Source organism: Gottfriedia sp. NPDC057991 (assembly GCF_042886615.1).
Taxonomy (GTDB): domain Bacteria; phylum Bacillota; class Bacilli; order Bacillales; family Bacillaceae_G; genus Gottfriedia.
Map to the genome: position 1 here is coordinate 110,494 of NZ_JBHVQN010000005.1, position 13,036 is coordinate 123,529.

Annotated in this window: 12 protein-coding genes and 1 riboswitch; of the genes, 2 read left to right on the forward strand and 10 right to left on the reverse strand. The window is 32.9% G+C overall.

Features of this window, described 5'->3' with window-relative positions:
* The 3 genes from ACFVR2_RS17180 to ACFVR2_RS17190 all read right to left on the reverse strand — a co-directional run.
* Nucleotides 1–2,137, reverse strand: a 2,137-nt coding sequence (locus ACFVR2_RS17180; protein WP_387364226.1) for a DUF4430 domain-containing protein, incomplete at its 3' end; no start/stop codon positions are given.
* Between the two features lie 276 nt (nucleotides 2,138–2,413).
* Nucleotides 2,414–2,608, reverse strand: a riboswitch (cobalamin riboswitch).
* A gap of 217 nt (nucleotides 2,609–2,825) precedes the next feature.
* Nucleotides 2,826–3,020 carry a hypothetical protein gene (locus ACFVR2_RS17185; protein ID WP_098861503.1) on the reverse strand — a complete coding sequence of 65 codons (195 nt, stop codon included), beginning with the start codon at nucleotides 3,018–3,020 and terminating at the stop codon, nucleotides 2,826–2,828.
* Between the two features lie 165 nt (nucleotides 3,021–3,185).
* Nucleotides 3,186–4,091 (reverse strand): phosphotransferase enzyme family protein, encoded by a 906-nt coding sequence (locus tag ACFVR2_RS17190; RefSeq protein ID WP_387364231.1) that lies wholly within the window; start codon nucleotides 4,089–4,091, stop codon nucleotides 3,186–3,188.
* A 139-nt stretch (nucleotides 4,092–4,230) separates the two neighbouring features.
* On the opposite strand from ACFVR2_RS17190, the gene ACFVR2_RS17195 reads away from it, so the two are divergent.
* Nucleotides 4,231–4,473 (forward strand): DUF2584 family protein, encoded by a 243-nt coding sequence (locus ACFVR2_RS17195; protein WP_387364234.1) that lies wholly within the window; start codon nucleotides 4,231–4,233, stop codon nucleotides 4,471–4,473.
* A gap of 190 nt (nucleotides 4,474–4,663) precedes the next feature.
* Here ACFVR2_RS17195 and ACFVR2_RS17200 read toward each other — a convergent pair whose 3' ends face one another.
* Genes ACFVR2_RS17200 through ACFVR2_RS17210 form a run of 3 tightly spaced genes read right to left on the reverse strand, consistent with a single transcriptional unit; the run spans nucleotide 4,664 to nucleotide 6,926 of the window.
* Complete coding sequence (locus tag ACFVR2_RS17200; protein ID WP_387364237.1) at nucleotides 4,664–5,260, reverse strand: GDSL-type esterase/lipase family protein; 597 nt, start codon at nucleotides 5,258–5,260, stop codon at nucleotides 4,664–4,666.
* Between the two features lie 5 nt (nucleotides 5,261–5,265).
* Nucleotides 5,266–6,741, reverse strand: a complete 1,476-nt coding sequence (locus tag ACFVR2_RS17205) for a sodium:solute symporter family protein (RefSeq protein WP_387364240.1) — start codon at nucleotides 6,739–6,741, stop codon at nucleotides 5,266–5,268.
* Nucleotides 6,738–6,926 carry a DUF3311 domain-containing protein gene (locus ACFVR2_RS17210; protein ID WP_056471680.1) on the reverse strand — a complete coding sequence of 63 codons (189 nt, stop codon included), beginning with the start codon at nucleotides 6,924–6,926 and terminating at the stop codon, nucleotides 6,738–6,740. The genes ACFVR2_RS17205 and ACFVR2_RS17210 overlap by 4 nt, the downstream gene beginning before the upstream one ends.
* Before the next feature lie 138 nt (nucleotides 6,927–7,064).
* On the opposite strand from ACFVR2_RS17210, the gene ACFVR2_RS17215 reads away from it, so the two are divergent.
* Nucleotides 7,065–8,426: a sigma-54 interaction domain-containing protein gene (locus tag ACFVR2_RS17215; protein ID WP_387364243.1), complete on the forward strand. Its 1,362-nt coding sequence runs from the start codon at nucleotides 7,065–7,067 to the stop codon at nucleotides 8,424–8,426.
* Nucleotides 8,427–8,502: 76 nt separating this feature from the next.
* On the opposite strand, the gene ACFVR2_RS17220 is transcribed toward ACFVR2_RS17215, so the two are convergent.
* The 4 genes from ACFVR2_RS17220 to ACFVR2_RS17235 form a co-directional block, all read right to left on the reverse strand.
* Nucleotides 8,503–9,597 (reverse strand): tartrate dehydrogenase, encoded by a 1,095-nt coding sequence (locus ACFVR2_RS17220; RefSeq protein WP_387364246.1) that lies wholly within the window; start codon nucleotides 9,595–9,597, stop codon nucleotides 8,503–8,505.
* Between the two features lie 24 nt (nucleotides 9,598–9,621).
* Nucleotides 9,622–11,064: an aldehyde dehydrogenase family protein gene (locus ACFVR2_RS17225; protein WP_387364249.1), complete on the reverse strand. Its 1,443-nt coding sequence runs from the start codon at nucleotides 11,062–11,064 to the stop codon at nucleotides 9,622–9,624.
* Complete coding sequence (locus ACFVR2_RS17230) at nucleotides 11,064–12,149, reverse strand: aromatic ring-hydroxylating oxygenase subunit alpha (protein ID WP_387364252.1); 1,086 nt, start codon at nucleotides 12,147–12,149, stop codon at nucleotides 11,064–11,066. Before ACFVR2_RS17230 ends, ACFVR2_RS17225 begins: the two co-directional genes overlap by 1 nt.
* A 340-nt stretch (nucleotides 12,150–12,489) precedes the next feature.
* Nucleotides 12,490–13,035 carry a 2'-5' RNA ligase family protein gene (locus ACFVR2_RS17235; protein WP_387364255.1) on the reverse strand — a complete coding sequence of 182 codons (546 nt, stop codon included), beginning with the start codon at nucleotides 13,033–13,035 and terminating at the stop codon, nucleotides 12,490–12,492.
* Nucleotide 13,036 lies beyond the last annotated feature (1 nt).

The following is a 13,036-nucleotide window of genomic DNA, read 5'->3' on the forward strand; positions in this document are numbered from 1 at the left end:
CTGAAACTACTGCTGCTTCATCTGATAATGTAATTGTTGTCGGTAACTCATTTATTTTGTTTATTACTGAATCGATTAGTTTAGCTTCGTCTTTTAATCTATTAATTTCTGTTTCTGCTTCAACTAATTTATTCAATACAGCTTCCGTTACTTTCTCTTTTTGAGCTTGTGTTAGACCATCATATGCTTCACGGGATGAAACTACTGCTGTTTCATCTGATAATGTAATTGTTGTCGGTAACTCATTTATTTTGTTTATTACTGAATCGATTAGTTTAGCTTCGTCTTTTAATCTATTAATTACTGATTCCGCTGCAACTAATTTATCTAATACAGTTGATGACACTAATCCCTTTTGTGCTGCTGATAATCCATCATAAGTCGTACGAGCTGTCACAATATCAGATTCGTTTGAAATTGTAATTGTTGTAGGCAATGCATTAATTTGATTTGCTACCAAAGTTACTGGAGCATCCGTCATTTTATAAAGACTATTTTCTCCTTTTAGAAACCTGTCATAAGATACAAGAGCGTATGTTGCTTGATCAGTAGCCATTCCATCCGCATTTCCAGTTAAAACATGCTTGAATCCTCCACCATTTACATAAAATCTAAGTAGAGCAGTCACTAAGTTTCCATTTGGTTTTACAAATCGACTGTCAGTTGCTGGATTTACCCCTACTGCTGTTAAAGCTACGATAACTTGTGAAATACTTTCGCTAGAAGTCGAACCGAATGCAGTAAATCCTCCATCTGCTTTTTGAATAGTTGAAATCGCTGTTAATGCACGATTAATTGCTGCGTTTACATCTGGCATAGATTGATATGGAGCCAATGCCTGTAATGCCATTGATGTAATGTCGGGATCTGGTGTTGTGCCAAATAATGCAAACCCTCCTGCTTGGTCAGTTCCCTTTTTTACTTCTTTACTTAATAGATAATTAATATATTTTTCTCTTGTTGCTTGTTTTGCAGAATCTGTAATAGTAGGGATCTGATAATTATTTGTATCAAGTGCAATTAAGGCAAATATACCACCGTTAATCCCTTGGCTGACTGTCTTATCATAATCTGCAAGTGGTGTTAGTAAATTGTAACCACCTACATCAGTAGAATCTTTACCTAGTGCACTAAGTGCTAGTGTTAACCTAGCGTATTCTGTATTCTTTGATGTGGACAAAACGCCGTTTGCTGACTTTACTGTATCGACAACTCGATTATAGTAATTAACAAAATATTGATCAGGTACATTATAATTACCTCTCGCTAGTGACAGAACTGACCATTCACCTGAACCTGTTCCAAAACTAGGATTAGGTACTTTATTCAATATATAGCCTAAGGAATCATTTAATTGTGTACTTATATCAACATTGTTTAAAGCATCATTTAAAGTAGTTAACGCGTTATTAACAGTTGTTTGATCAACCGTTAAATTACTAAGTGTTGTATTTGCATGATCATAAGCAGTTCGAATAGATGACTTCGCCAACAAAGCTTCTTTATCAGGTGAAGAATTTACTTCAGCAACTTTTTTTAATAAAGAATCTTTATTTGCAGCTGTGTAAAGAGCTTTATCTCCACCAAAGCTTGAATTGTCTTGTCCTAAATCTGAGCCGTATCCATAAAGTGTAAATTGCCATCTACAAACATCCCCATCTTTCGGCAACTTATCGGAAGCCCCAACGTTCGGAAACTCATTATTGACTGAGTACATCCAGCCGGACATATTAAAATAGTCAAATTCTCCTAAATATCCTGCCTTTTGAACTCCATTAGCAATAATTTCTTCATTATTTAAGTTCATCGCATTTTTTATAACTGTAGGAATATTAACATCAATATTCCCATTTTCCAGTTTAACTTTGGACAAATAAAATCCAGAATTCAATGATCCATACCTATCATAATTACTTGTCCCATTTAAAAATCGGTCAATAACCTTTGCATAATTTTCTCCCTCATAAAAAGGAACTTTAACTGGCTGACGGATTAAACCAGCACCTAAAGTATTTGCTTCAACTGACATCGTCACATAGCCAATCGGACTATCAGCGTGTACAGAAACGGACTTCGTTGGAATTGTTATTGAAAAAACTAAAAAAATTGCTAGTAATAACCCTACTATTTTTTTCATCTAAATAATCCTTTCTTTTCACTCAATATTAAAAACGATCAATCTTAGAAACTGCCATTCTCCCTCCCTTTTCACTGCGAATTTTCCGGTGTTTTTAGTGACAAAAAATCTATATTGCCAACAAAAAAAAGAGCCTTGCCTAATTGGCAAGACTCATAGTTATCCAAAAATTTAACTGCTCCAACAGCATACTAAAAAACGCGCGTCGCAGCGCTCTTATACATCTTTTAGCATAAGAACGGAATTTTTCTGATAACAAAACTTCCCTCACCGAAAGACTTGTATAAGCAAATGGCAGGTCTCCTGACTTAAAGCTTCAAGCCTACTCCATTCATCTTCCCAGTTTCCCAGTGATTAAAGTGCGGGTTGCACTCGAATGTTTCGTAGCTTTTTACAGTAGATGTGAGCTGTTTTGGTATTTCACCAAATTCCCTATTAATGCAAACTGCAACCATATACTTTTTCATTTTAACAAATAGTATACATCTGTACAAAGTTATTTTTAATTTTTCTAATATTCTATAATCTTTTTTCTATAAAAAAATAAATCCATAATTAAGCTTACTTTAATCTTAAATTGAAACAAGTGACTTTATCCTCATTAAAAGTGAACCTTTTTATTCTCTTCTATTTAATGGTTACATATTAAAAGTCTACTCATCACAGGAGTAATTTTAGATCATTATTTCTATCTCCGCTGCTTCGACCCTCTTACATAAAGGATAATAATCGCAAAAATAATCATTCCACAAACAATAAAAGGCATTAAGCCTGAACTGTAAACCATATATACTCGAATATGACGTATTGCATTTACAACTATAAAAAGCACCATGCATAACCATAAAATTACAATAAGAGCCGCATTCTTATTTCTTCGCATAAACATCAGCCCCTTCCAATAAAGCAACTACAAAAAATACTGTTTGTTTTAGTATATAGTCGAATTAGCGAATCAATGACCATACGTTTTTGAGTATATGTAAAAGTTTAAAAAAATTAAAAGGATAGCTAGGTTATTATAACTAGAGCTATCCTATGGCTTCCATTATTGATAAATCGAAAAATCTTTCATATCTGCATATGGCACATCATTTTTAATCTTATTTTCTAAATCAATAAGTGTATATTTTTGCCACTCCTCTAATCGATTCATTTCCCATTTTTGGACAAATAAATGGTGCAAAAATATTTCTCTCAATTTAAGAAAAATCGGGATTTGTTTTACTATGTCATTATGAAGTAAGTTTTCTAGTTTATAGCCTTTAAAGAAGTTCACTATAAAAGTCTCAATAAACTGTTCACTTATTTTATTAAAAGAGTTCTGTTGCCAATACGCATGATAAAAAGCTGTAGCAATATCCTGTGCGAACCAATTAAATGCACAATCATCAAAATCGATCGTAAAGAGAGTATTACCGACTAAAATTATATTCCCTTGATGAAAATCATTATGAATAATTCCAAATGTATCGGTTGTCACACTAAATTCTGAGAGCTTTTTCATGTGTTTATCATAAATCACTTTCATATTAGGAACTAACTGATCTCTAATTCCAAAAACATCAAAGTTATCAAGTGACCAGACAGGACGATGAACCATATTTAATTTATAACGCTTAGCTAAAGAATGCATCTTCCCCAATTTTTTACCCCATTGTTCAAAGAGATGTATATTCCAAAGGTTAGGGTTTGTAACATCAATTTGTTCGCCATCAATATACTCAAAATAAGTTATGACTCTTCCATCTACTTCTCCTAAATTACGATCTACTCTAGGAACATTTACCCCTTGCATATGTAAAAAATTTATAAATTCAATTTCCTGTAACACCATTTCTTTTGTTCTACCTAATTTAGACTGCCTAACTACCCTATGATAATCTTCATCATAAAATACATCATTTTGAAGTCCGCCGCTTAAACGGACTTGATTATTATGCTTCTTATTCATTGAGAGTCCCTACTTATCATATAAAATTTTATTCACTCCCCTTTTTGTGTTTAGAACAAAAATATATTAAGATATTTTCAAGGGTTATTCTTATCTATATTAAATATTCTATCTATTCAATTTAAGGAGTTTTCAAAATATGAGTATGCCATTTGAATTTAATTGGTTAATTGTGACGAACGATCACGCCGTTAGACAAGAAAACAATCTATTCACGCTAGAACAAATCGGATACCATTTATATCCTATTGACACACCAATCAATGTCTCGAGAAAGACTGATGAAAAACCTTTTGGAGTAGCTGTTATACAGAAAATCGAATGGAGAAATAAGAATACTTATATTGTTTATGAACTAAAAGCAATTGATACAGTTAATTAAAAAGACACCACTACTTATATTAGAACCTAAAACGACTGTCAAAAAAATACAGTCCTTTTTTTAGTTAAAATAAAAAAAATTTGAATTAACAGCTAAGAAAAAGATTGTTGTTTGCGCAAATTTGCACATTATTTTGTAGGTTCAAATAAACGGATAGCTTTATTTCGCTATCCGTTCATTTGAAACCTTATTAATAATCATTATTTAACTGTATAATCGTTTGATATGCTTGTTTTGCTAAAGCATTATGTCCAAGTTCGTTTGGATGTACTCCATCAGTGCCTTCAAAAAACTTTGATTTTAGATTCTGATGATGTTGAAATGGAATTCGAAAATCAATAAGTTTAAATTGATTTACTTTTACCATTTGCTCGATTCGATTGGCTAACTCTTGTGCCTTCAACACGAATGTTTCAAAACCAGAAATCGGTTCCCATACTTCTTCATGATTGATAAGATCTATGTGAATTGGTGGATGGATTGCTACAATAGGTTGAATTCCATTGTGAATTGCTTGTTTTACCATCGAATAAATATTTGAAAGTATATATTTTATTTCAACTTCCCACCACAAATCATTTCCACCTGCACAAATAATAACATGTGATGGATTGTTTAATACGACATCATGGTAAAATCGTGACAACATTCCAGTACTTGTATCACCTGAAATTCCTTTATTAATAATTTCAACTGATAATTCGCTTTGAAGAATATTCGGCCATGCGACAACTTTTGATACTCCTAAACCTTCTGTAAGACTATCACCAATACATACAATTTTCATCTATCTCACCATTGTTCCTTTATAGCTTCTTGACCTACTCTTGGTCTTATTTTTACTAAATAAGTAATTCCACTAACACCAAACATAAAGACAATATTAATCGTGAATGCAATAAAACCTGAATCAAAATCTTTCAAAAATTGCGGTGCATGAGGGAATAATGTCCCAAATGTTGTATTTTTTATTGTTACGTATGCAACTGTAGTAAGTCCAGATAGTATCCCTGCTACTGCTCCAATTTTTGTGACCGGATTACGTTTTAAAAACGTAACAATTAATGCAGGGAACAATTGTAAGACAAAACTATATGCCATCAATAAAAGAGAAAGCATTGTCTTACCACCATAGAACGTAAAGACTAATGCTATTAAAGCTATGATCGGAACTAAGATTCTTGTAAGTCCCGCTAATTTCGCTTCACTTGTATCAGGTTTTATTACTTTATAAATATTTTTAGAAAGTAATGTTGAAGCCGTTAATAATAACAACGAACTAGGAACTAACGCTGCAAGTAGACCAGCTGAACCAATTACACCAATAAACCAAGGTGGAAGTGTCGCTTTAGCAATTTCGAATAAAACTAAATCAGTTCGTCCTCCTGGAATATGTGGCATTTGTAAAAGTGCAGTAAAGCCAATAAAAAGAATAAAAACCATCAGAATTTGATAAAGAGGTATTAGTGCTGCATTTTTACGTAATGTTTTTGAATCTTTTGATGATAAACTCGCACCGAAAACATGTGGCCACATATATTGACCGAGCGCAATAATTAAACAAACTGACACATACCAAGAAATACTATAGCCAGCCTTAGGTAGTAATAGGAAACCAGGCTTAGCAGCATCTAACGTTCTAAACATCGGTTCTACACCACCGTAATAATGGAAAGGTAAATAGATCCCTAAAAACAAAATCGTTATGAGCATCAAAATATCTTTTAATATAGCAGTGAATGCTGAACCATGAATTCCTGAGATATAAACAAAGATTGTCACAACAATTACACCAATCCATACTGCTAAATTTGGAGAAATAGCGCCGTATGAAGCTTCAGATACAATAATTTTTATACCATTTAGTTGAAGTACCATATATGGAATAATGGAAACTACTCCAACTATTGCAACGATCAGTCCTAAAGATTTACTATTATATTTTTTAACAAAGAAATCTGGTTGAGTTAATAAATTATGTTTTTTCGCATAACGCCAAATATGAGGTAAAATCCAAAATGGAATAATATAAGTAACAGCACAGAAAATATAGATTACTGGTCCCCCCATTGAATAGGAGGCACTACTAGCACCTAGGAATATAAAAGTTGTAAACATTTCACCAGCCATTAGGACAAACATAATAATACTACCAAAATTTCGATCTCCCACTACCCATGATTCCAAATTCATTTCTCTTCCTCTTTGGGCACGTATACCTAAAAAAAGTGCTAACAGAAACGTAATTCCAATTAATAGAATGCTCATTGATTTTCCTCCTGCTTCTCTAAAATTGCATTACTAATAAAAAGGCAGACAGATGTAATGACTAACCAACTCGCTGACCAAAATACAATAAACGGTAATCCTAATATGTAAGGCTCCACCCGATTCACAATAGTTAATGATCCTATGAAAGCAAAGATAGTTAAAAAAATTGCAAAATATTTCATTCTATTTCCTCCTTACCTCTCAATCGGTTGATTTTTTACAAAATTCTGTTAATAATTCATAGACTTATGTTAAACTCGTTTTATAAAATAGTAAAATATTAGCCTCTTATTGTAAGCGCTTAAAAAGGAGCATACATTATGAACAGTTATTCTAATCTTTCAGAAATACTAGAATTCGATAAAGAAGTGTTGTTAAACATTTTAAATTATTCTTCTGATGAAATTTATATTTTAAACCGAAATCTTGAAATCATTTATGTTAATAAAATGTGTGAACAACATTACGGTTTACGACAAAACGAGATTATAGGAAAACATAATGAAATTTTTTTGGAAAAAGGATATTGGACCCCTTCAATTATTCCAATTGTTTTAGAGAAAAATAATACAGTTACAATTAATCAAACCACACATACAGGTAAAGAATTAGTCACAACTGCCATTCCGATTTTCAATCCTATTAATAAAAAATTGGATTTCATTTTCATTACATCTCGCGAAAAAAATTATATTTCTATTATTCATAATAACACTCATGAAATGCCAAATTTGAAAGAACAATTTGATTCGCATGGATTTTTAACAATTGATGAGGAAATGACCAATATCATTGAATTTTGTAAAAAGATTGCCCCTGTTGATACAAATATTTTAATTCAAGGTGAATCTGGCACCGGAAAAGGTGTACTTGCTAAATATATTCATGATTTAAGTAACCGGAAAAACGGTCCTTTTCTTGCCATTAATTGTGCTGCAATCCCAGAAGATTTATTGGAATCTGAGCTATTCGGTTATGCTACTGGTGCATTCACAGGAGCCTTAAAAAATGGAAAAATCGGCTTACTCGAAACTGCAAATAAAGGTACAATTTTCTTAGACGAAATCGGGGAGATTTCCTTAAAATTTCAAGCAAAATTACTCCAAGTATTACAGGATCGCAGCTTTTTTTCAGTAGGAGGCAGAGAATTAAAAAAAGCAGACGTTCGTATAATAACGGCAACGAACCGTAATCTTTTGGAAATGGTAAAATCAAAACAGTTTAGAGAAGATCTATTTTACCGTTTAAATGTAATTGATATTCAAATTCCACCGCTTCGAAAAAGAAAAAAAGATATTCCTTTATTAGCGAATCATTTCTTAACTAAGTTCAATCATAAATACAAAGTTAACCGTTCATTTTCATCAAATGTAAAAAACGCTTTTGAAGCTTTTCAATGGCCAGGTAATATAAGGCAGCTTGAAAATATTATTGAGAGACTTGTAATTACTAGTGAATCAGTCATCCGATTATCTGACTTGCCGTCACAATTAATTCCTGATGATGATACAATCACAATCCAAGAGGAAAGCTCATTGGAAAATATTTTAGAAGAAACTGAGAAAAAAATGATTATCGAATCTTACGCGATTCATAAGAGCTCTCGAAAAGTTGCAAAAGATCTTGGTTTAAGTCAAACAAAAGCGAACAACTTAATCCGAAAGTATTGCAAAAGCGAGTAAATATAGAATAATTAAATTAAAAGGGAGATACTTCTGTAGTATTTCCCTTTTAATTATTAAACCCTATTACCATTCGTTAATTCTTGTGTGTCTGTAATACATTTAGTTTAGAAGCTATCAATTCGACGATACGATTCCCTACTTCTGATGTAGTTGATTCTCCACCTAAATCAGGTGTTAAGAATTTTTTTTCAATTAATAGTTCTTCAATTGCAGTAAGAATTACCTTACCATACTGTTCATAGCCTAAATAATCAAGCAATTGGCTAGCGGACCAAATTGCTGCAAGTGGATTCGAAATCTGTTTTCCTGATATATCTGGTGCTGAACCATGAATCGGTTCAAACATTGAAGGATATTCTCTCTCGGGATTTATGTTTGCTCCAGCTGCAAGACCCAAACCTCCTGCGATGGCTGCACCTAAATCAGTTAAAATATCACCAAATAAATTAGAAGTCACTACTACTTCAAACCGTTTCGGGTCTTTAATCATAAGCATAGCAGCTGCATCAACAAGATAAGAGTATGTTTTTACTGAAGGATATTCTTTGCTCACTTCTTCAAATATTTGATCCCAAAATACCATAGAATAGTTTAAAGCATTACCTTTACTAATACTTGTTAATGTTTTTCCTTGTTTAAGGGCTACTTCAAATGCATAACGTATAATGCGCTCAGTACCTTTGCGTGAGAAAACACTATTTTGTAAAACTACTTCATGTTCTTTTCCTTTATATAGCCAATCACCTGCTCCTGCATATTCACCTTCTGTATTCTCTCGGATAAATAACATATTAATGTCTTCGGTTACCATATTACTTAGAGGACACGGTGCTCCTTTTAATAGGGTTACAGGACGTATATTTACGTATTGATCAAAGCTTTTACGAATTTTTAATAACAAGTCCCACAATGAGACATGATCAGGTACACCAGGAAATCCGACAGCTCCTAAATAAATTGCTTCAAACTCTTTTAATCTTTCAATTCCATCATCATCCATCATTTTTCCAAATTGAGCATAGTATTCACATCCCCAAGGAAAAGATGTAAATTCGAATTTAAATGAATCATCGAGACTAGCAATTTTATTTAATACTTTCACACCTTCATTAATCACTTCTGGACCTATTCCATCTCCTGGGATAACTGCTATTTTATGTGTTTTCATACCCAATCTCCTACCTTACTTAATTCAGTTTTGATTCCAGACAATTAGCTTCAACTCGGTCATTTCTTCTACTGCAAACTTTATCCCTTCTCTTCCAGTACCACTTTCCTTTACACCGCCATATGGCATATTATCAACTCGAAAAGTTGGAATATCATTAATGATGACCGCACCTACATGAAGGTCTTTTGAAGCAAGTAGTGCATTCGATACGCTATCAGTATAAATTCCAGCCTGTAATCCATAGCGTGAATTATTTACTTTAGAGATAGCTTCCTGGATTGATTTCACTTTGTTAACTGTTACAATTGGAGCGAAAACTTCCTGACATGAAACTTTTAAGCTAGATGTACAATCAGCAATTATTGTAGGCTCTAATATATTCCCTTGCGCTTTACCACCAGTAAGTATATTTGCATTGCTTTGTTTTGCTTCTTCAATCCAACCTAACGCCCGATCTAATTCAACAGGTGAAATTAATGAAGAAAGATAGGTTTCATGGTCAAATGGATTTCCAAGCTTTAACTTTTTAGTTGCCTCTACGAATTTGTAAGTAAACTCATCGTAAATCTCTTCATGCACAAAAACTCTCTGCAATGAGATACATACTTGACCTTGATTTGAAAAAGCACCCATTATACAGCGATCAATAATTTCATCGACATTAATATTTTTATCAATAATGACTGCAGCGTTTGATCCAAGTTCAAGCGTTGTTTTCTTTAACTTTGCTTTATTTCTAATATTAATCCCAACACTAGTACTACCGGTAAATGTAATCATGTTTACTCGGTCATCTTCTACAATCGTGTCTCCAACCGTGCGACCTGGACCCGTTACAACATTTAATACTCCGTCTGGTAAGCCAGCTTGCTTGAATAGCTTAGCAATAAAAAGTGCTGAAAGTGGTGTTTGAGAAGCCGGTTTTAAAACTACCGTATTGCCCGACGCAATAGCTGGCCCAACTTTATGTGCCACTAGATTCATAGGAAAATTAAACGGAGTAATTGCTCCTATGACACCAATCGGATTTCTCACTGTATATCCTACTCTTCCTACACCGCCAGAAGCAGCATCAAACGGAATTGTTTCTCCCTGGATTCGTTTTGCTTCCTCCGCTGCAAATTTATATGTTTCTATTGTTCTTGTTACTTCTCCCCTTGAAAACATTATTGGTTTCGCAGTTTCCTTTGTAATTATTTCAGCAGCTTCATTAAAATTATCTTTTAATAACTGAACAACATTTTCAAGAATTTGTGCCCTCTCAAATGCTGGCATTCTAGCAAACTCATCTTTTGATTGGTATGCTGCTTCAATTGCCTGTTCTGTTTGTTCTTTAGTTGCAACAGCAATCTCTGATATTACTTCTCTAGTATAAGGAGAATACAAGTTTGAATACTCATTTGTTTGTACTTCTTCTCCACTAATAAATAAATATTTTTTTATCGGGCTTATTTTGTTTATCATCATTCTTCCTCCAGTGCCTTTAAGACCGTCTCATGGAACTGAACTATTGCTTTCTCTGAAGATGAATAAAAGCCTTTATTAAATGCTCGTGAACGAAATCCAACTTGTTCTAATTCAACAAGTTCAACATCTTCATTTCGTACTACTTCAGCAAATTCAACTAAGTCTTTTTCTTCCTGTGTTAAATTTTCATCTCTAAAGTAGTAAGTGTAGATTCCAATTGTTGTCTCATGATCGATAGGGACCATTTGGATTGTAGCAATATTTCCTGGGCCAGGATAAATGGTCATCATTAAATTTGGCCATAGCCAATAGAACGTGCCACCTTGCATTTCTACTTCATTAAAGTCTATTGAGCCCATCTTCTTATTTGCTTTCACAACTGATCCTTGAACAGAATAATTCTGACATGTAATAATTTGATAGTCTTTCATATCTAAAGTAGCAACAAAACTTGGGTGAGCTACATGACAGTGATCACATTCTAAATAATTATCAATAAATGCTTTCCAGTTTGCTTTAATAATTCTAGTTTTACTGCTCGTTCTTTTTAATTCACTTAAAAAAGGAAATTTACTTAGCTTTTCAAAAAAGTCACCGTATGTCTCAATTAATGAGGTAGCATGATCATCTAAATTAACGAAAATAAATGACTCAGCAATTTCCATCCTTACAGATCGTAAACAAGCATTTGATACACAGGCTAAATCTTCCCCTCTAAAATTAGGAGCTTTATTCAATTTACCATCTAAATGAAAAGTCCATCCGTGGTAAGCACATTGTAGAATTTTTTTATTTCCACTTTCATTTTTCTCTAGCTTAGTTGCTCGATGTGGACAAACATTATAAAAAGCTTGAATAACCTCATTCTTATCGCGTGTTACAATAATCGGTTCACCAGCTACTTCGGCTGTAAAGAAATCCCCTATATTTTCTAACTGACTAACATGTCCAACTAACTGCCAAGACTTTGAAAAGATCTTTTCTTGCTCTTGCTCTAAAACCTTTGGATCAGTGTATAAATCATAAGTTAGCGTTCTCTCGAAATTTTCAGTCGTTGCATTTTGTACTTTGTTAAAAGTCATTTGTTTTAACCCCTCTCATTTCCCTATTTTCTACCCCTGTATCTTTTATATAGCAATATCCATGCCAAAATTTAAAAATACCTATAAATCAACATTTACTGATTCAAAACGACTCGAGCTAATAAAATAATCGAACTGAAAACAACTCGAATGAGTTGTTTCCAGTTCGATTATTTGAGTTTTTTTCACTCACTCTTCGAACGATTATGAGTAAGACTATTTAAAAATAAGCATCTGTTGTCGTTAATAGTTGATTTTCGGGCAAAAGAAAACCACCTTTTATAAAGGTATTAATAGAGCCAAAAATAAAAAACTCGTTATTTTTTACGAGTTTTTCAGCTTATCTTATTGGGTTTAAAGACTTCGAATATATGATTGGCGCATTATTATTACTTACCATTTCGATAATAGCAATCTTTTGTAATTTCCCAACAATCGTATCATTTCGATATAAACAATAATTATACGCTTCTACTAGTTTATCCAGTGATAATCTATTAGCTAAAGTACAATGTGGTACCCACTTTTCAGGAAGATATACAGACTCTGGATTATCATTAAAATGTTTAAACTGAATATGAAAATTCTCATGAAACTCAATCAAATTTTTTGTAACATTTGGTGAAAAATACAATATGCCAGTATTTAAAAACGATCCAATTGAATGAAAACGAATATCTATTTCCGGCTTATTTTCATAAAAATCATCTAATTGTTCAATAAACTTTAGCTTATCTAAACTATGATAACTTGCTAAAGTAATATGCGGTTTACGATCTACTACTTCATCAGCATAGAAAGAAATCGATTTTTCTCTTAACTCTGTCCAAATATCTTTAATGATTTGTTCGGTTTCTGCATCAAATAACGCTACAACTCCATACATC

What these genes read in the sequence shown, in the direction of transcription:
- ACFVR2_RS17235 (WP_387364255.1), bottom strand. Translation starts at nt 13,035, where the DNA reads ATGTATGGAGTTGTAGCGTTATTTGATGCAGAAACCGAACAAATCATT.
- ACFVR2_RS17185 (WP_098861503.1), bottom strand. Translation starts at nt 3,020, where the DNA reads ATGCGAAGAAATAAGAATGCGGCTCTTATTGTAATTTTATGGTTATGC.
- ACFVR2_RS17195 (WP_387364234.1), top strand. Translation starts at nt 4,231, where the DNA reads ATGAGTATGCCATTTGAATTTAATTGGTTAATTGTGACGAACGATCAC.
- ACFVR2_RS17220 (WP_387364246.1), bottom strand. Translation starts at nt 9,597, where the DNA reads ATGAAAACACATAAAATAGCAGTTATCCCAGGAGATGGAATAGGTCCA.
- ACFVR2_RS17200 (WP_387364237.1), bottom strand. Translation starts at nt 5,260, where the DNA reads ATGAAAATTGTATGTATTGGTGATAGTCTTACAGAAGGTTTAGGAGTA.
- ACFVR2_RS17210 (WP_056471680.1), bottom strand. Translation starts at nt 6,926, where the DNA reads ATGAAATATTTTGCAATTTTTTTAACTATCTTTGCTTTCATAGGATCA.
- ACFVR2_RS17230 (WP_387364252.1), bottom strand. Translation starts at nt 12,149, where the DNA reads ATGACTTTTAACAAAGTACAAAATGCAACGACTGAAAATTTCGAGAGA.
- ACFVR2_RS17190 (WP_387364231.1), bottom strand. Translation starts at nt 4,091, where the DNA reads ATGAATAAGAAGCATAATAATCAAGTCCGTTTAAGCGGCGGACTTCAA.
- ACFVR2_RS17215 (WP_387364243.1), top strand. Translation starts at nt 7,065, where the DNA reads ATGAACAGTTATTCTAATCTTTCAGAAATACTAGAATTCGATAAAGAA.
- ACFVR2_RS17205 (WP_387364240.1), bottom strand. Translation starts at nt 6,741, where the DNA reads ATGAGCATTCTATTAATTGGAATTACGTTTCTGTTAGCACTTTTTTTA.
- ACFVR2_RS17225 (WP_387364249.1), bottom strand. Translation starts at nt 11,064, where the DNA reads ATGATAAACAAAATAAGCCCGATAAAAAAATATTTATTTATTAGTGGA.